Source organism: Pseudomonas sp. EB271-G4-1, assembly GCF_058791355.1.
In genome coordinates this window covers 48,786-69,589 of record NZ_JBYTEO010000007.1, presented here as the reverse complement: position 1 = coordinate 69,589, position 20,804 = coordinate 48,786, and the positions used below count along the sequence as shown (strand labels likewise).

21 protein-coding genes and 2 pseudogenes are annotated in these 20,804 nt (G+C 55.2%); 19 read left to right on the top strand and 4 right to left on the bottom strand.

Annotation, left to right across the window (positions count from 1 at the left end; all coding sequences use genetic code 11):
• The first annotated feature begins 249 nt into the window (after positions 1 to 249).
• The 8 genes from AC3WWR_RS05620 (at position 250) to AC3WWR_RS05585 (ending at position 8,288) form a co-directional block, all read left to right on the top strand.
• Positions 250 to 1,896 carry a phosphoethanolamine transferase gene (locus AC3WWR_RS05620; RefSeq protein WP_042955766.1) on the top strand — a complete coding sequence of 549 codons (1,647 nt, stop codon included), beginning with the start codon at positions 250 to 252 and terminating at the stop codon, positions 1,894 to 1,896.
• Between the two features lie 90 nt (positions 1,897 to 1,986).
• The gene (locus AC3WWR_RS05615; protein WP_020800166.1) at positions 1,987 to 2,220 is read left to right on the top strand and encodes a hypothetical protein; all 234 of its coding nucleotides are present in this window, start codon (positions 1,987 to 1,989) and stop codon (positions 2,218 to 2,220) included.
• A gap of 23 nt (positions 2,221 to 2,243) precedes the next feature.
• Positions 2,244 to 2,804, top strand: a complete 561-nt coding sequence (locus AC3WWR_RS05610; RefSeq protein WP_237749928.1) for a hypothetical protein — start codon at positions 2,244 to 2,246, stop codon at positions 2,802 to 2,804.
• On the top strand, positions 2,801 to 4,261 hold the full coding sequence (locus AC3WWR_RS05605; protein ID WP_492598551.1) for an ATPase domain-containing protein: 1,461 nt from the start codon (positions 2,801 to 2,803) through the stop codon (positions 4,259 to 4,261). Before AC3WWR_RS05610 ends, AC3WWR_RS05605 begins: the two co-directional genes overlap by 4 nt.
• Positions 4,262 to 4,271: 10 nt before the next feature.
• On the top strand, positions 4,272 to 4,931 hold the full coding sequence (locus tag AC3WWR_RS05600) for a sensor histidine kinase (protein ID WP_432669310.1): 660 nt from the start codon (positions 4,272 to 4,274) through the stop codon (positions 4,929 to 4,931).
• Positions 4,891 to 5,298 carry a sensor histidine kinase gene (locus AC3WWR_RS05595; RefSeq protein ID WP_432669311.1) on the top strand — a complete coding sequence of 136 codons (408 nt, stop codon included), beginning with the start codon at positions 4,891 to 4,893 and terminating at the stop codon, positions 5,296 to 5,298. Before AC3WWR_RS05600 ends, AC3WWR_RS05595 begins: the two co-directional genes overlap by 41 nt.
• 599 nt (positions 5,299 to 5,897) lie before the next feature.
• Positions 5,898 to 7,205 carry an OprD family porin gene (locus tag AC3WWR_RS05590; RefSeq protein WP_033040707.1) on the top strand — a complete coding sequence of 436 codons (1,308 nt, stop codon included), beginning with the start codon at positions 5,898 to 5,900 and terminating at the stop codon, positions 7,203 to 7,205.
• A 261-nt stretch (positions 7,206 to 7,466) separates the two neighbouring features.
• The gene (locus AC3WWR_RS05585; RefSeq protein ID WP_033040705.1) at positions 7,467 to 8,288 is read left to right on the top strand and encodes a CmcJ/NvfI family oxidoreductase; all 822 of its coding nucleotides are present in this window, start codon (positions 7,467 to 7,469) and stop codon (positions 8,286 to 8,288) included.
• A 147-nt stretch (positions 8,289 to 8,435) separates the two neighbouring features.
• Here the strand turns inward: AC3WWR_RS05585 and AC3WWR_RS05580 are convergent, their stop codons facing one another.
• A complete protein-coding gene (locus tag AC3WWR_RS05580; RefSeq protein ID WP_033040702.1) occupies positions 8,436 to 9,326 on the bottom strand; it encodes a LysR family transcriptional regulator in 891 nt (296 codons plus the stop codon).
• A gap of 110 nt (positions 9,327 to 9,436) precedes the next feature.
• Between AC3WWR_RS05580 and AC3WWR_RS05575 the strand changes: the two genes are divergently transcribed.
• Together AC3WWR_RS05575 and AC3WWR_RS05570 are read left to right on the top strand one after the other, a co-directional pair.
• Positions 9,437 to 10,444 carry a zinc-binding alcohol dehydrogenase family protein gene (locus AC3WWR_RS05575; RefSeq protein WP_492598550.1) on the top strand — a complete coding sequence of 336 codons (1,008 nt, stop codon included), beginning with the start codon at positions 9,437 to 9,439 and terminating at the stop codon, positions 10,442 to 10,444.
• A gap of 90 nt (positions 10,445 to 10,534) precedes the next feature.
• Entirely contained in the window at positions 10,535 to 10,843 is a 309-nt protein-coding gene (locus AC3WWR_RS05570) for a putative quinol monooxygenase (RefSeq protein ID WP_033040698.1), read from the top strand.
• A gap of 54 nt (positions 10,844 to 10,897) precedes the next feature.
• Here AC3WWR_RS05570 and AC3WWR_RS05565 read toward each other — a convergent pair whose 3' ends face one another.
• Together AC3WWR_RS05565 and AC3WWR_RS05560 are read right to left on the bottom strand one after the other, a co-directional pair.
• Entirely contained in the window at positions 10,898 to 11,881 is a 984-nt protein-coding gene (locus AC3WWR_RS05565; RefSeq protein WP_020800177.1) for an LLM class oxidoreductase, read from the bottom strand.
• 1 nt (position 11,882) lies between these two features.
• A pseudogene (locus tag AC3WWR_RS05560) lies at positions 11,883 to 12,254 on the bottom strand (oxidoreductase); the annotation flags it as partial.
• A gap of 241 nt (positions 12,255 to 12,495) precedes the next feature.
• Between AC3WWR_RS05560 and AC3WWR_RS05555 the strand changes: the two are divergent.
• From AC3WWR_RS05555 to arsJ, 8 genes are all read left to right on the top strand, one after another.
• Complete coding sequence (locus AC3WWR_RS05555; protein ID WP_432669313.1) at positions 12,496 to 13,107, top strand: NAD(P)/FAD-dependent oxidoreductase; 612 nt, start codon at positions 12,496 to 12,498, stop codon at positions 13,105 to 13,107.
• 321 nt (positions 13,108 to 13,428) lie between these two features.
• Positions 13,429 to 13,842, top strand: coding sequence for an arsenate reductase ArsC (locus AC3WWR_RS05550; protein ID WP_168757616.1), 414 nt, complete (start codon positions 13,429 to 13,431; stop codon positions 13,840 to 13,842).
• 8 nt (positions 13,843 to 13,850) lie between these two features.
• Positions 13,851 to 14,222, top strand: coding sequence for a metalloregulator ArsR/SmtB family transcription factor (locus AC3WWR_RS05545; RefSeq protein WP_010455862.1), 372 nt, complete (start codon positions 13,851 to 13,853; stop codon positions 14,220 to 14,222).
• A gap of 172 nt (positions 14,223 to 14,394) precedes the next feature.
• Positions 14,395 to 15,468, top strand: a complete 1,074-nt coding sequence (arsB, locus tag AC3WWR_RS05540) for an ACR3 family arsenite efflux transporter (RefSeq protein ID WP_432669314.1) — start codon at positions 14,395 to 14,397, stop codon at positions 15,466 to 15,468.
• Positions 15,461 to 16,177 (top strand): arsenical resistance protein ArsH, encoded by a 717-nt coding sequence (gene arsH, locus AC3WWR_RS05535; protein WP_020799268.1) that lies wholly within the window; start codon positions 15,461 to 15,463, stop codon positions 16,175 to 16,177. The genes arsB and arsH overlap by 8 nt, the downstream gene beginning before the upstream one ends.
• A 12-nt stretch (positions 16,178 to 16,189) precedes the next feature.
• The gene (locus AC3WWR_RS05530; protein ID WP_020799267.1) at positions 16,190 to 16,702 is read left to right on the top strand and encodes a phosphatase domain-containing putative toxin; all 513 of its coding nucleotides are present in this window, start codon (positions 16,190 to 16,192) and stop codon (positions 16,700 to 16,702) included.
• Positions 16,703 to 16,725: 23 nt separating this feature from the next.
• Positions 16,726 to 17,730 carry an ArsJ-associated glyceraldehyde-3-phosphate dehydrogenase gene (locus AC3WWR_RS05525; RefSeq protein WP_454866524.1) on the top strand — a complete coding sequence of 335 codons (1,005 nt, stop codon included), beginning with the start codon at positions 16,726 to 16,728 and terminating at the stop codon, positions 17,728 to 17,730.
• A gap of 9 nt (positions 17,731 to 17,739) precedes the next feature.
• Entirely contained in the window at positions 17,740 to 18,960 is a 1,221-nt protein-coding gene (gene arsJ / locus AC3WWR_RS05520) for an organoarsenical effux MFS transporter ArsJ (RefSeq protein WP_454866525.1), read from the top strand.
• Between the two features lie 332 nt (positions 18,961 to 19,292).
• Here arsJ and AC3WWR_RS05515 read toward each other — a convergent pair.
• A pseudogene (locus AC3WWR_RS05515) lies at positions 19,293 to 19,640 on the bottom strand (FAD-dependent oxidoreductase); the annotation flags it as partial.
• Between the two features lie 490 nt (positions 19,641 to 20,130).
• On the opposite strand from AC3WWR_RS05515, the gene AC3WWR_RS05510 reads away from it, so the two are divergent.
• Positions 20,131 to 20,679: a cytochrome b gene (locus AC3WWR_RS05510; RefSeq protein ID WP_020799263.1), complete on the top strand. Its 549-nt coding sequence runs from the start codon at positions 20,131 to 20,133 to the stop codon at positions 20,677 to 20,679.
• Positions 20,680 to 20,804 lie beyond the last annotated feature (125 nt).

The window sequence follows — 20,804 nt, the reverse complement described above, 5'->3', positions numbered from 1 at the left end:
GCGGGCTGCTTCTTCATTTGCCCCAGAATGCCTGGGGTAACAGTGTCAAGCCTTGCGGCGCCTGGAGGGTTAGCGTGCCCTCGAGGGCTCTGCAAGTTGGATTTTTCGCGACAAGCTTGCTGGCAATAGCCGAGACTCGCTACGTTTGGTCGCCAAAGGAGAGAATATTTTTAACAGGATACAGCGAGCGCGCCAATTGGAGCTACCCTCTGAGGAGGCATGTGGGTGTCCTGCGAGAATAATTATCAAATGAAAAACTCCGCCAAAATTATCGATTACTCATCTAAAATACTAAAAGCAGAATGGCCAAATTTAGTACTGTGGTCATATCTGCTTTCACCGTTGATTGTTAGAACGCTAACAAACTATCAATACTCTAAAATTGATTTGTTGGTCTTTTACACCCTTGGCATGTCGGTGTTGTGGCTTTTGGCGATTAGATTTATTTCATCCAATCAATTCAAAGTTCACATCATTCTGCTGCCATTTTATTTGCTGGCAGCTGTTGATCTCTTTTTGGTTTTAAATTTCAACTCGAAATTAACAGCGGCCTATATGTTTATTGGCTTGACAAACCATAAGGAAGCCAGCGAATTTTTACCGACCTATTGGCAGTCCATCAGTATCGTTTTGGTGATCTTTGTTATTTGCTATGGGGCTGGATTAATAGGCCTGCATAAGCGCGAATTATATAAAAACAAAGGTATTTTTGTTCTGGTTGTTAGCGCCTTGCTAGTGGGGTATGGGGCGTATTTTTATAAAACCGTCAAACTTAATTCTCTCGGGAAATCTGCAGTCATGGATCTCCTTGCAAAAGATCAAAGCACGCCAGTAGGTTATTTGTCGCAAATGGCCCTTACTGCAAACTTGTATTTGGGGACGGAGAAACTTATCAAGCGCCGTCGAGAATCTGATGTAAAAATAACCAGCATGTCGGATCAATCAAATATAGAAACCATTGTTTTTGTGATCGGTGAGTCATCACGGCCGCACAACTGGTCCCTCTACGGTTATAACAAGGAAACAACCCCAAATCTCGGTAAGCAGGCGGGGATTTTCAAGTTTAATAATATTTGCACGACAGCCCCATATACCTCGTTCGCGGTTCCTTCAATGCTGAGTCTTGAGCCTATATGGGATTGGGAATCCATTGTATCAACCAAATCATTGGTGAGTATATATCGCGCAGCCGGGTACATGACCTATTGGTTGTCTGTACAGGAGGTTGATAGTTTTGGAGGAATAATTCCACAAATAGCTGCAGAGGCACAGTACCGTCAATATTTCGAGAGAAGCTATGATGGAGCATTAATTTCAGAATATGAAAAAATACTGAAAAAAAGCGATACAGAAAAGAAAGCCATATTTATTCATGTCAAGGGTAGTCATTTTGAGTATTCACGCCGATACCCAGAACATTTTGATAAATTCCAGCCGTCAACAAACAGCTTCAAGGACAAAATTACCGCAGAATATGATAACAGTATTTTATATGCGGACTGGCTATTAAGCGCAATTATTGATCAATTGAAGTTAAGCAAAAAACCATCTGTCTTGTTTTATTCATCGGATCATGGTGAAAACATGATGGATGACAGTCGAGGGCTCTTGGGTCATGGAATTGGCAATAAATATGACCTCCCGGTTTCGGCATTTATCTGGGCGTCCGATAATGTTTCAAGCCAGCAATCGCTCAAGCTTTTAAAGCTGAGGGAAAGAGAGAGTCAGAAAATCAGCATATCATCCTTGCCACATACTCTTTTAAATATCACTGGGGTTTTCACGAGTCGGTATAAAAGTCCGGATGATTTATTAAGTGATGATTTTGTGTCGTCGAAGTGTCCACATCTGCTCGGCGCAGGCTATGTTCCATCGTTTGATTTTGACACCCATTAAATAGCCCTCGCTGAACAACGCGCAAGGCGTTGATCCATCAGGTTGACTTCCTGCGTTTTTGAGTAAGCCTTCCTCTCCAGTCGCGGCGGCATGGCGGACGCCCATGCCGCTGGTGCCTTGAACCTTGCCGAGAGTGACCACGCGATGAAACCCACTTTGCTACTGCTGTCGCGCTTGCCCGATAGTTTCAACATCCGCCTGCGCGAGCATTTCGACTGCCACTCGTATTCGCTGCTCAACGAAAAGGATTGGCAGAGCAGTGGCTTTGCGAGCCCAGGCGTTCGGTATGAGCATTGCGTATACGGGGCGCACGCCAAAGGCTGATGTGCCCTATCGCTGGTGTAACGATGTACAAGCACTGGCGGCATGATCAACGCGGCGGTGCTGGCAATGGGTATGCCGCGTCTGATAAGCGCTCGATAGTCAGCAATAGGGTGTACCATCAAACCCTGTCCATCGGAAACCATTTAGCCATGTCCGCGCTAAGCGAAGAGAGCCGCCAGATTGTAGCTTCTCTGGCGCACCGGATTGGCGCCAACGCTGACATTGCAGCGATCGCGCGAGCGATTGTTTCAACCTTGCAGGGTATGGACGCCGCCCTCACGCCCATCATTGGTCACCAAGGCGGGGCTGCGCTTTATCGGCGCAGCCTTCAACTGTGCACCTCCCGGGATCCGCGCCTGGCCGGTATCTATGATCGTGCACAGGTTACGTTTGATTTGAATGCTCTCAAGCAGGTCCTCCTTGAACAAAGCGAAGCCGATGCGTTGCTCTTCGGTGAAGTGATGTTGATCACCTTCTATGAATTACTCACCACACTTATCGGGCCCTCGCTTACTGCAAGGTTGCTTCGCGACGTGTGGGAACCTCCTTTGAGCGACACCCCCTCGCAGGAAAACTCGCCATGAGCACCAAAGTGACTATCAACCGCCTGGCCACCGGCGTGCCAGGATTGGACGAGGTGCTGGGCGGTGGTTTGCCGGAGTTTTCGTTCAACCTGATTGCCGGCCCGCCTGGCTGCGGCAAAACCACCCTGGCGCATCAAATGATGTTTGCCCTGGCGACGCCTGATCGCCCCGCGTTGTTCTTTACAGTGCTGGGAGAGCCGCCGCTGAAGATGCTGCGATATCAGCAGCAGTTCGACTTTTTTGACAACGAAGCGATCAACCGCTCGATCCGCTACATCAACCTGGCTGACGACACGCTGGCCGGGGACCTGGACGAAGTGTTGCGCCGGATCGTCAACGAGGTAGAGATTCATTCACCGGCGCTGGTGTTCGTTGACTCTTTCCGATCGGTGGTACTGGCCAGCCAGACCCGCAACAACCCCAACAACAACCTGCCGCAGTTCGTTCAGCAACTGGGCATGCTAATGACCACCTGGCACGCGACGACCTTCCTGATTGGCGAGTACTTCACCGAAACCGAGACCAACCCGATTTTCACCGTGGCCGATGGCCTGATCTGGCTGCGCCAGAGTGTTCAGCGCAACTCCATGGTGCGCAAGATGGAAATCATGAAGATGCGTGGCCAGCCAACCTTGCCGGGGCTGCACACCTTCCGCATCGCCACCTCGGGCATCAAGGTCTTTGCGCCGGCTGCTTTCAACCCTGTTGAAGCGCCACTGGAGTTTCCGCTCCAGCGCCTGAAAATGGGTGTGCCGCAGCTCGACAGGATGCTGGGAGGCGGTCTGCCTCGGGGTTACTCGTTGTTGGTGGCCGGGCCGTCGGGTTCGGGCAAGAGCATACTGGCGGCCGCCTTCCTTGCCGAAGGTGCGCGCAATGGCGAAACCGGTGTGATCGCGGTGTTCGAGCAACGGCCCAATCATTCGCAGAACGCGACCCTCGCAACGCTGATTCGGAGCGGTCAGGTTGGCCTGGTCGACAGCCGCGCCCCTGATTTATCCATCGATGAAATCGTGCACTTGTTGTTGGGCGAAATTACCCGATTGAAAGCGACCCGCGTGGTCATCGACTCATTGTCGGGGTTCGAACTCGCGCTGGCACCGACGTTCCGCGAAGATTTCCGTGAATCCCTGTCGCGAATGGTCACGGCCCTGACGAGCGCCGGCGTCAGCGTGCTGATGACCTCGGAACTGGAAGACCGCTATACCGACCTGCGTTTCAGCCCTTACGGAACAGCGTTTCTCACCGACGCCATCATAGTCCAGCGCTATATTGAAGTGGAGAGCCGTCTGTTGCGCATCATGGCCGTCGTCAAAGTGCGAGCGAGTGCTCATTCCGATGAGCTGCGCTTGTACCAGATTGACGATAACGGATTGCAGATTAGCGAAATGTTGTCTGACCAGGAAGGCCTGCTCGGCGGACGGCCTACCAGGCGGCGTTTGGGCAAAGACCACGGGTGAATAAACCATCATGAATGAGGCCAATGGCAAGAACGAGCAGGCGCTGGTCAACGCCGCTCGTGAGCTGTTCCTGCTTGGCCAGAAAACCGTCGAGGCGCGCGCGGCGCTCGCGGCCTTGCACAAGGAACTGAACGACGCCAACGCCCAGCTCGCCGATAACCAGCAGCTCGAACAACTGATCGAGGCCAATCAGCAATTGGTCCTGGCGATCCTTTTGGCACAGTCCGATGCAGAAAAACCAGAACGCACACAGCAAGAGCAGCGGCTGTACCTGGAAATGCGCGAAGCCAACGAGCAGTTGGTGATCGCCGCGCTCAGCGCACAACACTTGCAAGCAGCTGCTGAACAGGCGCTGGAACAGCAACGCAAAGTCCTGACGATGGTGGCCCACGAGCTGCGCAATCCCCTGACGCCCATCAGCATGATCGCCGGTCGACTGGTGCGGGTGCCCAGTGAGGAGCTGCCGCGCATGCAGAAGTTGATCGAAGGTCAGGTGCAGCACATGTCCCGATTGGTGGAGGATCTGCTCGACGTCGCCCGCGCCAGCTCCGGCAAGTTTCATCTCGATTGCAGCGTTGTCGATATGACGCAGATCATCCACGAAGCCGAAAGACATCTGCACACCCGTCATGATCTCTCACCAGTTGCAGTTCAACTCAGATCTGCCTGAATGCGCGTTGATGGTGAAGGGTGACCCTCTGCGGCTGATTCAAGTTCTTGGCAATTTGCTGGGCAATGCCGCCAAATACACGCCGGCGGGCGGCACCGTCTGCCTTTCGGTGACCGCCGAGGACGGCGTGGTGAAGATAAGCGTCCGCGATACCGGCATTGGGATTACCGCCAAGGCATTGCCGTTCGTTTTTGAGCCCTTTGTGCAGGACGTTCACGCGGTGGGGTTTAACGGGGCGGGCCTGGGCATTGGTTTGACGGTGGTGCGAGAGTTGGTCGAAGCTCACGGTGGCACAGTGACTGGCCACAGTGCAGGAGATGGGGAGGGGAGCGAGTTTGTGGTGACATTACCGTTGCTCAACCATTAACTTCTTATTGACGCCATCTGGAGGTTTGGCATTTGGAGATCTCCACCTATCCCTGACCGGCAATGCTGTCGGGGCCCAGCCTCGAAAATCAGACGCTAGGGCAAATTTTCCGACCCCAGCGCAGAACTCCATCTCCCCAGGCAAGGCGCTTCCTGTGCCTTTCTCACACACTCGGCTCTAACGCTATCGCGCTGTATAACAACAAGAGCCGCGGAAAAATGACTAGTTTCCCATCTGCTACCGAAAGCCAGATCGGCCTATCGGCGCCCGTCAGACCCGCGTCGAGGACACCGCATTGTTGCGCGGCCTTGACTGCTACGCCGACGACGCTGCGATCCCTCCTGGACAGGCGTCAATTCGTTTATCCATTTAAATTGTTTAAATGCCTGTTTCTGGCTGTTTTTGATTAACGAACTAATCGCTCAGGCCACTGGCTCATTTATCTAAATGTGCCATGAGTGTTCAGCATAATAAAATCGCGCGCCATTTATCGGTCTGGTTAAATTAATTTAATACCGTTCCCTTGTATGCGTTGCGTTGAGCTGAAAGATTTTGCGTTGCTTCTATTACTTTAAAATAACAAATGGAGCGCTATATAAGTGAGCAGAAAAAAAATTGCTGCAAGTTCGTTGTTTCTTAGTGTCACCCTGAGTGCCCAGGCGCATGCTGACTTCCTAAGTGATAGCAAAGCCACCCTGGGAATGAGAAACTTCTATTTCAATAACGACAACCGCGATGGCATTGCCGCCCCTTCCAAAACCGAAGAATGGGCGCAGGGTTTCATGTTGGACTTCAAATCGGGCTATACCGATGGAATAGTTGGTTTTGGTGTCGATGGCCTGGGGTTGCTGGGGGTTACCCTGGACAGCGGCAAAGGACGGCATGTCGGCAGCACCATGATGCCTTCTGACAGTGACAACCGTGCCGTCGACGAGTGGAGCCGGCTGGGGCTGACCGGCAAAGTCAAAATGTCGAAAACTGAATTTCGCTACGGCACTTTGATTCCGAAACTCCCAATTCTGGTCGCCAACGATGGGCGCGTGCTTCCACAAACTTTCGAGGGCGGTCAAATCACTTCGAGCGAGTTCAAGGGGCTGACCTTGACTGGAGGTCGGATCGAACATGCAACAGGACGGGGTTCGACCGATCAGACGGGGTTGGCCGTTGCTGGTGGTACGCGTGAAAGCAATCAGTTTGACTTCGCCGGGGGCGATTGGAACGTCACCAAGAATCTGACAGCCCAGTACTACTACGCCAACCTCGATAACTACTATAAACAGCATTTTTTGGGATTAATTCACACCCTGGCGCTCTCGGACAATCAGTCCCTTAAAACCGACCTGCGCTACTTCAACACTGACTCCTCAGGTGCAAATAGCGCCGGTACGTCAGGCTACAGAATGAGTGGCTTCACCAAAAACGGTGATGGAGAGATCGACAACCGTACCTGGAGTGCCGCGTTGATTTACACACTGGGTGGCCACGCGATTACTGCGGGGTACCAAAGTGTGTCGGATGGCAGCAACTTCACTCAACTCAGTCAGGGTAGCCTGGTAGACAAGGGCGCCGGTGGAGCAAGCATGTATCTGTATACAGACCGCCTGATCCAAAGTTTCGCCCGCGCAGGCGAGCGCACAGTTTTCGGTCAGTACGCTTACGACTTCGCCGCTCTGGGTGTCCCTGGCCTGAAAGGCTCGGTCATGTACCTCTCCGGCGATAATATTAAAACGACGTCAGGCGACAACCAAAAGGAATGGGAAAGAGACATTAGCCTGGACTACGTCCTTCAGTCCGGAGCGCTCAAAGGCGTCGGATTCGGCTGGCGTAACGGCAAGTCCAACAGCGAAGCGGCTCGTAACGTAGATCAGAATCGAGTGTTTGTAAGCTATAGCATTCCGCTTCTCTAACGAGTGTCCCCCTCGTCACCTGGACGACCCGGCCGCCACGAACTCGCGCCCTGGGCGCGGGCCTGGAGTCCGACGCTCCAGTCCTGGAAAAGCTGGTCGTCGGTGCCGAGGTGAGAGATTTCTAGCGGTCGGGGATCATGCACCTCGGGGAGCATTTGAAAGTGTCCGTTCGAAGGCTTACGATCGAGAGTCTACTTGCAAGCTTCAGCGCCGCCACGGGGACACCACGCCGGATGCGGTCAGCAGACCGGGAGGTGTTACTTGAAGTGCACAACTGATATGCCCGCCAGTGTCATCACGACACTTACCTACCTGGTCAAGCACGATGCAAAGCCCTACGTGCATACCGAAGCTCTGACTGGTGATAGTGAACCGCACTACTTTGCTGAGCAGGAGGAGCGCGAGGTCCCCATACACAACGGTCGTCCCTTGGCAGACAGCCTTTCTCTGGACAAACAGGGGTTTGAACTGCATCGGCGGGATACGGTGGTTGACGACCTCTACGACGATACCTCAGTGGAAAGCGTCTACTATGACGAGGTCAAGGCCTTGATCATGGAGTTGACGGGCGCGAGCCGGGTCGTCATTTTCGACCACACCAGGCGCAGCGACGCCGAGCGACGGGGTATTCGCGGCCCAGCCAGCCGTGTGCATAATGACTACACCGAGCGCTCGGGGCCTGAGCGTATCCGCGACGCGCTGGGCGGGGATCAGGCCGTCACACTGGCAGCGGTCCCGGTGGCCCAGATCAACCTCTGGCGTCCGATGAGTGGGCCCGTCAAGCGCTCGCCGCTGGCCGTGCTGGACGCCTCGACGCTCGACCCCGACGACCTGCTGGCCACCGACTTGGTCTATCCGGATCGTATCGGTGAGATCTACCACCTGGCCTACAATCCGCACCAGCGCTGGTACTATTTTCCGGACATGCGCCGTGACGAAGTCTTGCTGATCAAGGGGTATGACTCGCGTCACGACGGCCGAGCCCGCTTCACGCCCCATACCGCCTTCCGGGACCCAAATACGCCGCCGGGAGCCCCACCGCGCGAGAGTATCGAAGTTCGCACCCTGGCCTTCTTTGATTAAGTTTTTGCCACCTGGCGGATTGCTGATCCACCCTCACCGCACGTCACGCCGAGTAACAGGCGGCCATCACTGAGCTGATCGACACTGGTTACGGCCTTGGTGGTGTGCAGGGGGATTGCGGATTGGCATCAATCGCCGTCATTCGGTTCAACTGCGCTCCAGAGCAGAAAACTGGCCCCTCAACCACGTATAAAGCTGCGAAACCGCAGGGCTGATCTGCTTGCGATGTGGGCACACCAGGCTCAACGGTGAAGCTTCCCCGGGATAATCCGGCAGCAGCACAAGCAGACGCTCTGCAGCGATATCTGCACTGACATCCAGCCAGGATTTGTAGGCGATACCTTCACCCTCCAATGACCAGCGCCGCACGACATCGGCGTCGTCGCTGAACAACGGTCCTGAAACCTGCACGGTTTGCCCGCCCAGGTTCCACTTGTCGTAGACCCGGCCATTTTGCCAATAGAGCAGGCAGGGATGCTTGCTCAAGTCATCCGGCGTTTGGGGAGCACCGCAGCGTTGCACATACTCCGGCGAGGCAACCAGCACCCGCTGGTTCCACGGTGCGAGCGGCAGTGCCACATAGTTGGCGTCTTCATTCGGGCCGTATCGAATCGCCACGTCCACCGGGTCGCGAAACAGATTGGCCATCTGGTCCGACAGGAAAAAACGCAACGTCAATTCCGGATGCTGACGGCGGAACAGCGTCAACCACGGCAGCAGTATGTTGCGCCCCAGATCGGACGGCGCTGTCACTTGCAGTACGCCCCGCAGCGTGGCGTTCTCACCGCGCAGGTTTTCCTTGCCTTGCTTCAGGGTTTCAAGCACTGCGTGGGCGGTGGGCAGATATTGCTCGCCCTCGGCAGTCAATCGCAGGCTGCGAGTGGTGCGGGCGAACAGTCGCACGTCCAGTTCGCGTTCCAGACGTTTGATGGCGGCCGCGACCTGACCAGGCAGCAAGTCAACCTCCAGCGCCGCTGCGGTGAAACTGCCCAGCGCGGCGCTGCGGATGAATAAACCAAGATCATCGATGCGGATCATTTTCACTCCTGCAGTGAAAGTGTTGGCGCATTCTGCTTGTTTTTCTTTGTACATGGGAAGTCGAAGATGGCCGCAAGTGAATGCACCAACCCTTCAGACAGCGAGTGTCCATGAAAGCCATCACCTTTACCGAACACGCCTTGCCCATCGACAATCCACAAGCATTGATTGATATCAACCTCCCGATGCCCACGCCTGGCCCACGGGATCTGCTGGTTGAAGTTCGCGCGGTATCAGTGAATCCGGTCGACACCAAGATGCGCGCCGGAACTTTCACAAAAGAACCGAAAATCCTCGGCTGGGATGCCACAGGCATTGTCCGCGAGGTCGGCTCTGGAGTGACGCTGTTTCAGCCGGGCGATGAAGTGTTCTATGCCGGCTCGATTGCCCGCACCGGCAGCTACAGCGAATTCCATTTGGTCGATGAGCGGATCGTCGGGCACAAGCCTCGTTCATTGAGTGCAGCCGATGCGGCCGCGTTGCCGTTGACCTCGATCACTGCATGGGAATTGTTGTTTGACCGGCTTGGTGTCGTCGAGGGTTCGGGGGAGGGCAAGTGCCTGTTGATCACTGGAGCGGCTGGCGGCGTCGGTTCGATGCTGGTGCAACTGGCCCGACAGTTGACCCGCCTGACCGTCATCGGAACTGCCTCACGCCAGGAAACCGCTGATTGGGTGCGGCAGTTGGGGGCGCATCACGTGATCGATCACAGCCAGCCACTGCTCGCACAGTTGCAAGCGCTCGACGTGCCGCAGATCGACTATGTCGCCAGCCTGACTCACACCGAACAGCACTTTGCACAACTGATCGACGTGCTCAAGCCGCAAGGGCGTCTGGGTGTGATTGACGATCCCGAAAGCCTCGACGTGATGCCACTCAAGCGCAAGTCGCTGTCGTTGCATTGGGAGCTGATGTTCACCCGCTCGCTGTATGAAACCCCGGACATGATCAACCAGCATCACCTGCTCAACCGGGTCAGCGCTCTGATTGACCAAGGTGTTCTGCAAACCACCGTGGGCGAGCACTTCGGTGCGATCAATGCGGCAAACATGCGTCGTGCCCATGCGCTGGTCGAGAGCGGCAAGGCCCGGGGCAAGATCGTTCTCGAAGGTTTCTGATTTCACTCATCCATCAGGCGGGCTCGCTTGTGGGCCCGCTGAACTGCCCGCGGCATCACTTTCCATTTTTTTATTGTTGGAGCGTTGACGGTGAATACGTCCAGTAACGTGTTGGTATCGATTGCCGTGCTCAAGGCCAAGGCAGGCAAAGAACAGGCATTGAAACAAGAATTGCTGGCGCTGGTCGAACCGACTCGCGCAGAGCCGGGCAATCTCGACTATGTGTTGTTCAAGCTGCGTGACGAGCAGGGCACGTTCTACATGCGCGAGGCTTTCAGGGATCAGGCGGCGCTGGATGCGCATTTTTCGATGCCGTACTTTCAGCGCTTTGCCGCGACGGCAGATGACCTGCTCGAAGAGCCGTTGCAACTGATATTCCTTGAACAGGTATCAGCCTGATGTTTCAACCTGTTGAACCATACCGCCTCGGCCGGCAAGGAAGCGGCCGGCCTATCAATTCTCTTCAGGAAGCGGCTGTACTCCGAATTGCGGAACGATGTGAGTACCCAGCTCCTCAATGACTTGCGCAGCAGGGCGCTTTCCGTATTTGAGATTCAGGATAACGTGGTCCACTCCGATTTCCTCAAGCGACTCCAGCAAAAACCGGAGATGGTAGCGTCCAAGTTTGAACCCCAAATGAATGCGAGTGGGTGGCGTGGACGGATTCTCATCGAGGTCGATGTAAAGCGACTGAGTGAAGGGCTTATAGACGGAGCCACATTGCTTCATGACCTCCAGCCGCCAATCTTCCACGATCAGTCGCTGCATGTTCGGTATACGTGGATAGTTGATCCATCCGACGCTTTCGCGCGCGATCCAGTCCAGTGACTGGCGACTATTGCCGGTCACGAGCATTGGAATGACTTGGGTTGTGGGTTTCGGAATCAGGTCTGCGCCGCGCATCTCACCACTGCTCCAGCGGATGGGTTCAAAGCTGGTGCTGTGGGCTTGGCGAATCACCTCGTAGTGTTCTCGAAAGATTTCTCCGCGTCTTTCGGGATCGACGCCAAAAGCCGAAAACTCCACTGGGCGATCGCCGGAAGCTACCCCCAGAATCAAGCGACCTGCGCTCAACTGATCGACGCTGGCCGACGCCTTGGCCGTGTGCAGAGGATGGTGTAGAGGGATGGCAATGGAGGCAGTGCCAAGCGCTATCTCCGACGTATGAGCGGCCATATATCCCAGGTAAACCCAGGGGTCGAACAGTTGGCCAACATCGCCGAAACCAGGGTCCCGAAGCGGCACGTCGCGGAACCAGAGCGCGCAGAAGCCCAGCGCCTCTGCTTGTTTGGCCAGTGCGACCTGGTTGAGCATGCTCGGAGTGTCCCCATCGAAGGCCTCCAAAGGAAAGAACAATCCAAGGCTCAAATGACCCTGTGTGAAGGTTCGGCTGAACCCTCGATGCTGCTGATAAGGAATCGTGCTCGGCCGATACATACTAATCTTCCTCAATGGGAGAACGTGGACAGCGCCCTATTTCCAGAGGTGCTGCGGCATCGGTCGCTTGAGAACGACAGGTGGGGTAGTGCGTGTAGCCTTCCCGTTGCGCCGTACATGCTGGTCGGGTCGACCGGATTGAGGGGCCAGTTGCTGGCGATACGCGAGGCAGGTCCGGATTTGGCGAAGAGCGGACGGTAGAAGGAAATCAGATCGCTCCAGCCCGATACATCATCTGAGCACAGGCTCGGGGATCATTTAACAAGCGTAGGCGGTTTTGCAGTGAACCACCATGTTTGTTGTCACGACGATTGGTGTGGGCGCAAATGAACGGGCTCACGAGGTAGCCGTTCGCGCAGTGCAGTTCGACACCGTGTGATCGATCCCGAGCAATGGATTCCAGACCATGCTTTTGCCTTGAACGATTCTGGGCGGCCCGGAGAGTGAGTGGTTTTTCTATAGAGAGTCCCAATGATCAGCTGAAGTCACTCCGCGTTTAACGCCCTACAGGATCTGGTGCGTCTGATTCAGGAGGCACCGCAAACCAGAGTGCTCTGGGCGATCCGGGGTAATTCTCTTGAGCGCATTCTGGGGGGGGGGGGGCGAATGATCAATTGGAAGAGCGCGGAAAGCTCGGCCTGAAGATTCGCCAATTGCTGAATGACGGCGTGATCGAGCTGTTCAAAAACGTCGCTATCGATCAGGTTGTAGGCAGTGGTCAAGGGTTGGTTGTGAGGGCCGGAGACCAGATACTTCCACCTGTGGACCAAATCATTGTGGCGACTGGATTCCGACCTGACATGAGCCTGCTCGCCGAGTTGCGTATTGCACTTGATCCCGCAACTCAAAGCGCAGTGTTGCTCGCTCCAATGATCGATCCCAACGCGCACAGCTGCGGTACGGTCAGGCCTCATGGCGCGATAGAACTTGCCCATCCTGAGGAAGGTTTGTTCATCGTTGGGATGAAGAGCTATGGTCGGGCGCCTACGTTCTTGTTGATGACCGGGTATGAGCAAGTTCGCTCTGTCGTCGCGGCGCTGGCGGGTGATTGGGATGCGGCCAAAAGGGTTGAGCTGATCCTTCCGGAAACGGGCATTTGCAACTCGGATTTCGATGAAGTCGATGATCGCTTGAAGGCCTCGGCAAGTCAGACGTCTTGTTGTGGCACCGGAGAGACAATCCTTGAGGCCGCGCCTTGTACCTCGCCGGGGTGTTGCAAGGCCTAGTGCGCAGCAACTGAACCCGCCCTCGATGACCGGGGCGGGTTAAGGGCGACCTTCTTATTTTCTTTTGCACGTCCAGGTAGTCCTTGAACCAAGGAGCGACCTGTTTCTGCGTGAGTGACTGATTCATTGCAGAAACCATATATACACCACCGCAGATATTTGTAGAGGCACGGAAGGCTGGCTAGCGCCGTAATACGCAGCTTTCATTGAAGGTGCATGGCGGAGTCTTATCGTTTTGATGGATTAATGGGTCGTTGGCTCTTTACCTTGTATACGGGAAAACATATATTCGTTAAGCCGCATATGAGCTGAGACTTCACAATGACCCGCAAAGCCCGTGTCCTGTTCGTCTGTACTGCCAACGCTGCACGCTCCCAGTTGGCCCAAGCGTTGCTGAGGCATACCGATTCGGAGCATTTCGAGGCGTTCAGCGCCGGTACAACTCCAACTCAGGTAGATCCGCGCACCTTCGAGGCGCTTTCACACATCGGCGTGAGCACCGAAGGATTACGTAGCAAGTCGATAGACGAGTTCGGTGGTGAGCGTTTCGATTACGTCATCACCTTGTGTGATAAAGCCGCAGCGCAATGCCTGTCTTTACCTGGAGCGGGGGAGTCATTGGCCTGGAGTTTTGAAGACCCGGTCACCAGCACCAAGCCCGATGCCTTCCGTCACACCCTTCACGAAATTCATGAGCGCATCAAGATGTTCGTCTTGGTCAAAAACAAACACTGAGAAACGATATGGCTGACCATCTGACACCGACCACTGTTTTCAAATGCCTGGCCGACGACACTCGGGTCCGCACGATGATGCTCATCACCCGTGAAGGAGAGCTATGTGTTTGCGAGCTGACCTGCGCGTTGAACGAGAGTCAGCCAAAAATCTCCAGGCACCTGGCGCAGCTGCGTACTTGCGGCCTGTTGTCGGACCGTCGGCAAGGCCAATGGGTGTATTACCGACTGCACCCGAATCTCCCTGATTGGGTTCATCAAGTACTGACCACCGTGCTGGAAAGCAACAAGCACTGGTTGAGCCCTGATGCCAAACGCCTTGATGAAATGGGTGACCGTCCTGAACGGGCAGCCGTGTGCTGTGAAAGCAAAATCGCCTGATTCCGCCTTCGACCACGAGATCACTCGATGAAAATCCTGTTCCTCTGCACTGCCAATAGCCTAAAACCCGTATTGAAGCCTTCCTGGCATTACCGCTTTCCCAACTGAGTGCCGAACAGCTCAAGGCAGAGCTGGCCCTGATTGGCACGTTGTAACCACAGGAGCAATGATCATGAGTAAAAGCCGCCTTTCCTTCCTGGACCGATACCTGACCCTGTGGATTTTTCTCGCCATGGCCTTGGGCATCGGTTTGGGGAGCCTGTTCGAAGGCTGGCCGCAGTGGCTTAACAGTCTTTCTGTGGGCTCAACCAACATCCCCATCGCTATCGGCTTGATGGTGATGATGTATCCGCCTCTGGCAAAGGTTCGTTATGAGGAACTGCCGGAAGTCTTCAAGGACAAGCGCATCCTCGTTTTGTCTTTGGTCCAGAACTGGGTCATCGGCCCGGTGTTGATGTTCGCGCTGGCGATCATTTTCCTTCGAGACCAACCGGAATATATGACGGGCCTGATCCTGATCGGGTTGGCTCGTTGCATCGCGATGGTGCTGGTCTGGAATCAGATCGCGGGAGGCAACAACCAGTACGTCGCCGGGCTGGTAGCGTTCAACAGCATCTTCCAGATCCTGTTTTTCAGTGTGTATGCCTGGGTCTTCCTTGGTCTTCTGCCGCCGCTGTTTGGGTTGGAAGGCAGTGTGATTGAGACCAGCTTTGTCAGCATTGCCGAGTCGGTCCTGATCTACCTGGGTGTGCCGTTCCTGGCAGGCTTCCTGACCCGCAGGATCCTCATTGCCCGTAAAGGTGAAGCTTGGTTTCAGGAGCGCTTCATTCCAAAGATCAGCCCGCTGACACTGGTGGCACTGTTGTTGACCATCGTGGCCATGTTCAGCCTCAAGGGTGATGTGGTGCTGCAATTGCCGCTGGATGTATTGCGTATCGCGGTCCCTCTGACGATTTACTTCGTGGTGATGTTTTTCATCAGCTTCTGGATGGGCAGGCTGCTCAAGGCTGATTACCCACGTACCACCGCACTGGCGTTTACAGCCGCGAGCAACAACTTCGAACTGGCGATTGCCGTGGCTATTGCCACCTTCGGCTTGGCTTCCCCGGTCGCCTTCGCCACGGTGATTGGCCCGTTGGTGGAAGTGCCAGTGCTGATTTCCCTGGTCGGTGTGGCCCTCTGGTTGAAACGCCGCTGGTTCGATGACTCCAAGAGCACCATTGCGCAGGACAAAGACTATGTTTGATGACCCTATCCCCCAACTCGAAACCGAACTGGTTGATCTCCCCTCGACAGACAAGCTCGGCATCGAAAAGACCTCCATCCATAAGCCGCGCATTTTGCTGCTGTACGGGTCGACCCGTGAGCGCTCCTTCAGCCGTCTGTTGGTGGAGGAAGCCGCTCGACTGCTGGAGCACTTCGGCGCGGAGACGCGAATCTTCAATCCGTCAGGTTTGCCGCTGCCAGATGACGCCCCTGACGATCACCCCCGTGTGAAAGAACTGCGCGAGCTGATGCTGTGGTCCGAGGGGCAGGTCTGGTGCTCTCCTGAACGTCACGGCTCCATGAGCGCAGTGTTCAAGGCACAGATCGACTGGGTGCCACTGGCCATGGGCGCGGTACGCCCGACCCAGGGCAAAACCCTTGCGGTCATGCAGGTATGCGGTGGCTCGCAGTCGTTCAACGTGGTCAATCAGCTGAGAGTGCTGGGACGTTGGATGCGCATGTTCACCATCCCCAACCAATCCTCTGTGCCGAAGGCCTATATGGAGTTCGATGATCACGGCCGGATGAAACCTTCTCCGTTCTACGACCGTGTCGTCGATGTGATGGAAGAGTTGGTGAAATTCACGCTGCTGCTTCGTGACCGCCAGGACTATCTGGTTGATCGTTATTCCGAGCGCAAAGAGTCAGCGGAAGCACTCATGAAACGTGTTAATCAGCGCTCCATCTGAGGATTTTTCACCTTGTCACAACACCCTTATTCCGTACTGCCTCTGGCACAGTTCAATGGCCAATTGATCTTCACCCCGTGCCCCGGCACAAAGGGCACCAAGCCTTTCGAGGCGTTGCAAACCCTCAAGGACGCAGGCACATCGGCGTTGCTGACGCTGATGCCGACCGAGGAGTTGCTCCAGAACGAGATCGACCTGCTGCCCGAAGAGTGCCAAATGCTCGGCATCGAGTGGTTTCACCTGCCAATAGAAGACGATCAAGCGCCTGGCGAAGCATTCAAAGCCGCATGGGAACAGCATCATCCGCGACTCCAGCAGCTGCTGACCGAAGGGAACACGATTGCTATCCATTGCAAGGGCGGCTCGGGTCGTACGGGCTTGGTCGCCGCTCAGTTATTGATCGAGAGCGGTGTGCCATTTAGTGATGCCATCCGCGATGTCCAGTCGTTGCGTCCACGCGCCATTCAGCATCCTGCCCACATTGAATACATCGGTCAGTTCGACACCCAGTCGAACTCCCTCTGACAACAGATACAGAGCACAAAAACATGACTATCAAAGTTGGCATCAATGGTTTTGGTCGGATCGGTCGCCTCGCGCTGCGAGCCGCCTGGAGCTGGCCGGAGTTTGAATTCGTGCAGATCAACGATCCGGCAGGCGATGCAGTAACCCATGCGCACCTGATCAACTTCGACTCTGTGCACGGTCGTTGGCACAGCGAAGCCAGCGCAGAGGGCGATCAGGTAGTGATCGGCGGCAAGCGCATCAAGGTGACCGCGAACAAAGCGATTGGCGACACCGACTGGTCGGGTTGCGATCTGGTGATCGAGGCCAGCGGCAAGATGAAAACTGTGGAGTTGTTGCAGGCCTACCTGGATCAGGGCGTTAAACGTGTGGTGGTCTGCGCTCCGGTGAAGGAAAAAGGCGCATTGAACATCGTCATGGGCGTCAACCATCAGCTGTTCAACCCGGCTGAGCATCGCATCGTCACCGCCGCTTCGTGCACCACCAACTGTCTGGCGCCAGTGGTGAAAGTGATCCACGAGAAGCTGGGCATTCGCCACGGTTCGATCACCACCATCCACGACCTGACCAACACCCAGAGCATTCTCGATCAGCCGCACAAGGATCTGCGCCGTGCGCGTGCTTCCGGCATGAGCCTGATCCCAACCAGTACCGGCTCGGCCACTGCCATCGCCGAAATCTTCCCGGAGCTGCGCGGACGCCTGAATGGTCACGCTGTACGCGTACCGCTGGCCAACGCCTCGCTGACTGACTGTGTCTTTGAAGTAGAGCAAGCCACCACGGTCGAAGAGGTGAACCAACTTCTCAAGGACGCTTCCGAGAAAGAGCTGAAAGGCATCCTCGGTTTCGAGGAGCGTCCATTGGTGTCCATTGACTACCGTACCGACCCGCGTTCATCGATCATTGATGCGCTCTCGACCATGGTCATCAACGGCACTCAGGTCAAACTTTACGCCTGGTACGACAACGAATGGGGCTATGCCAACCGTACCGTCGAACTGGCCAAAATGGTCGGCCTGGCAGTCTGAGGAGCGATCATGAAAGCGTTGTCAGCCCTCGCTCCGGAAGTGCGGCAGTATCTGCTCGTGACGGGCAACTACTGGGCCTTCACCCTCACCGACGGCGCTTTGCGCATGTTGGTGGTGCTGCACTTTCACGCGTTGGGCTACAGCCCACTGCAAATCGCGGCGTTGTTCCTGTTCTACGAACTCTTTGGCGTAATCACCAATCTTGTGGGCGGCTATCTCGGTGCTCGGCTGGGTCTGAACCGAACCATGAACATCGGGCTGGGCATACAGGTCGCGGCGCTGCTGATGCTGACAGTGCCCTCGGCCTGCCTAACCATCCCCTGGGTGATGGGCGCTCAGGCGTTGTCGGGGATCGCCAAAGACCTGAATAAGATGAGTGCCAAAAGCTCCATCAAGCTTCTGGTTCCTGATGGGCAGCAGGGCAAGCTCTACAAGTGGGTGGCGATTCTCACCGGCTCGAAGAACGCACTCAAGGGTGTGGGTTTCTTTCTGGGCGGAGCCTTGTTGGCACTCATCGGCTTCAAAGGTGCCTTGCTGGCCATGGCGGGTGTCTTGGCGCTGATTTGGATCAGCAGCTTGATCCTGTTGAAGAAGGACCTGGGCAAAGCGAAAGCCAAGCCTAAGTTTCGCGACATCCTGTCCAAGAGCCGGGCGATCAATATTCTTTCGGCAGCACGGATGTTTCTGTTTGGCGCCCGCGACGTTTGGTTCGTGGTGGCCTTGCCGGTTTACCTGAGCAGCGTTTTCGGCTGGGACTTCTGGGAGGTTGGCGGATTCCTCGCGGCCTGGGTGATTGGCTACGGCATTGTGCAATCCTTCGCGCCCAACATCACCGGCAAGAAACGAGGGCACGTACCGGATGGTCGTGCGGCGTTCCTGTGGGCACTTGCATTGGCGGGAATGCCTGCGGCCATTGCTCTCGGGCTAAACACCGGGGTGTCACAGCAGGAGGTATTACTCGGCGGATTAATGGTCTTTGGCGCGCTGTTCGCGGTGAATTCGTCGCTGCACAGCTACCTGATTGTCTCTTACGCCAAGGAAGACGGCGTGTCGCTGGACGTGGGGTTTTATTACATGTCCAACGCCATGGGGCGGCTGATAGGCACGGTGCTGTCCGGCTGGGTTTATCAGGTGTATGGGCTGGAAGCATGCTTGTGGATATCGAGCGCATTCGTTCTGCTCGCTGCATTGATTTCTATCGGGCTGCCGAAGCATGCCGAGGCGATATGAAACCGTCAAACAGGATGCGGTGGGGACATGGTTTATAGGAGAGTGGCGCAGTAACCAGGGAGATGCTTCAGCGCTACCGTCACTTCGACTTTCTGGGGGGATTGCACGGTGGAGTTTGGCAGCCTGATTAGCCGCGATGAGAAGCGAGCATCCTGGATGGTGAAAGAGGGCAGCAACTGTCCAGCCAAAAACCAAGGACTGCTGAAGGATATCCTGCTTCAGCGCATAAACGACTGCATGGTCAGTGTCCAACTTTACGCTTCTGCGGAAGATGTCAGGCAAGGCTCTCCGCAACAGTCAGCGGTATACACCAAGGCCGATTGCAGTCCGCCTCAGGCGGACTGACCGGCGAGAAAGGCTACGATCTCATTGACAGTGCTTCGTGCTGTTCGTGTCACACCGATCAGTGTGGCGGACGCCGAACCTGTCCACTCACCGTAACCAACCAACCACAACCTTGGCTCTTCGGTCGAGTGGGTGCCTTCGACCTCAACGCGGCCCTCGGCGTTAACCAGCCCCAGTGATTCAAGATGCTGTAGGGCTGACCTGAAACCGGTGCACCAAATTACCGCGTCCACCTCAGATTCGGAACCATCGCTCCAAATAACCCCGTTGCGAGTGAAACTGTCGAAAGGTCGTACAGACTTGAGAACATTGCGCTCTCGGGCTTCGTAGACAGGCCGTTTTTTTGGCTCAAATGGCTCTCATCACGCGTTATCCGCTTAATTTCGCCAACATTTCCGACTGGCGGTTTGCAGAGGTATCTACTTGTTGGCGCGGTGAAGTTTCTGCAAGTCAGTTTGGTTTTTTTCAAGATGAGCGATTGGTACGACGCACGAAAAAGGACAGGTATTGCAGATATGCGGTCTCCGATAATCACGAAGTGAAGTTCGGCAGTTAGCTTGGTCATGTGCTCACCCGAGATGCGGGCATGATAGACATGGTATTCCTACTGCGAGTGGCTGCTATTGGCGATTTCTGCCTGTCACTAGGGGCTGAAAGCGACCCATTGCTGACCTTCTCTTTTGGAGTGGGAAAGCTTGGTAGCCGGGGAGGTTCTGATTGGAATGTATCGAGCTATTCGATTCTTATAAGCAGTAATTGTCATTTTTTTTCGATAACTTATCGAGGTAATAATTCATTCACGATTGAACTGAAAAGGCACACAGGATGGCAAAAGCAGAGAGTTACACCAGTACTGCGAAGTGGCTGCATTGGGGGATGGCGTTGCTCTGGATCGGTGCCTGGTTCATTGGAATCCTGGCCACTCACTGGCGTGATGAGTTTAATACGCATCATGAGCTGACATTCCTGCACAAAGCGATGGCGAGTACGTTGCTGTTTTTGATTGTTGTGCGTATCGCATGGAGGATCACTCACCCCGCGCCGGCATTGCCCGCGGCGATGAGCCCGCTAATGAAGCGTGGGGCTTTCTTTGGTCACTTTATGCTTTACGCAATTGCGCTAATCGGCCTACCACTCTCTGGCTGGTATTGGAGCTCTGTGGCAGATAAACCCATCCTCGTGGCCGGACTTTTTCAGTTACCGCCTATGGTCGATCCTGACCAATCGCTTTATGGCTTGGCAAAATCGATTCATACCTATGTTGCTTGGCTATGCGGAGCCTTGGTGGGAGGGCACGTCATCGTGGCGCTCAAGCATCACTTCGTTGAAAAAGACGAGGTGTTGAAAGGCATGCTGCCTGGTCGTAATTCGTAAGCGAGTCCAAGGAATAGAGTCACAGGGGTTAGGGGCCAGATTTTTATCACCACTCAAACGACTACTTCTGGTCGATTGCGCCGGTCAGCAGTGGCTAAAATGGATAACTGCTGCTTGTCGTTGCT

Coding starts and splice junctions, on each gene's coding strand:
- AC3WWR_RS05620 (WP_042955766.1), top strand. CDS start 250: ATGAAAAACTCCGCCAAAATTATCGATTACTCATCTAAAATACTAAAA.
- AC3WWR_RS05615 (WP_020800166.1), top strand. CDS start 1,987: ATGGCGGACGCCCATGCCGCTGGTGCCTTGAACCTTGCCGAGAGTGAC.
- AC3WWR_RS05610 (WP_237749928.1), top strand. CDS start 2,244: ATGTACAAGCACTGGCGGCATGATCAACGCGGCGGTGCTGGCAATGGG.
- AC3WWR_RS05605 (WP_492598551.1), top strand. CDS start 2,801: ATGAGCACCAAAGTGACTATCAACCGCCTGGCCACCGGCGTGCCAGGA.
- AC3WWR_RS05600 (WP_432669310.1), top strand. CDS start 4,272: ATGAATGAGGCCAATGGCAAGAACGAGCAGGCGCTGGTCAACGCCGCT.
- AC3WWR_RS05595 (WP_432669311.1), top strand. CDS start 4,891: ATGATCTCTCACCAGTTGCAGTTCAACTCAGATCTGCCTGAATGCGCG.
- AC3WWR_RS05580 (WP_033040702.1), bottom strand. CDS start 9,326: ATGATCCGCATCGATGATCTTGGTTTATTCATCCGCAGCGCCGCGCTG.
- AC3WWR_RS05575 (WP_492598550.1), top strand. CDS start 9,437: ATGAAAGCCATCACCTTTACCGAACACGCCTTGCCCATCGACAATCCA.
- AC3WWR_RS05565 (WP_020800177.1), bottom strand. CDS start 11,881: ATGTATCGGCCGAGCACGATTCCTTATCAGCAGCATCGAGGGTTCAGC.
- AC3WWR_RS05550 (WP_168757616.1), top strand. CDS start 13,429: ATGACCCGCAAAGCCCGTGTCCTGTTCGTCTGTACTGCCAACGCTGCA.
- AC3WWR_RS05545 (WP_010455862.1), top strand. CDS start 13,851: ATGGCTGACCATCTGACACCGACCACTGTTTTCAAATGCCTGGCCGAC.
- arsB (WP_432669314.1), top strand. CDS start 14,395: ATGAGTAAAAGCCGCCTTTCCTTCCTGGACCGATACCTGACCCTGTGG.
- arsH (WP_020799268.1), top strand. CDS start 15,461: ATGTTTGATGACCCTATCCCCCAACTCGAAACCGAACTGGTTGATCTC.
- AC3WWR_RS05525 (WP_454866524.1), top strand. CDS start 16,726: ATGACTATCAAAGTTGGCATCAATGGTTTTGGTCGGATCGGTCGCCTC.
- arsJ (WP_454866525.1), top strand. CDS start 17,740: ATGAAAGCGTTGTCAGCCCTCGCTCCGGAAGTGCGGCAGTATCTGCTC.
- AC3WWR_RS05510 (WP_020799263.1), top strand. CDS start 20,131: ATGGCAAAAGCAGAGAGTTACACCAGTACTGCGAAGTGGCTGCATTGG.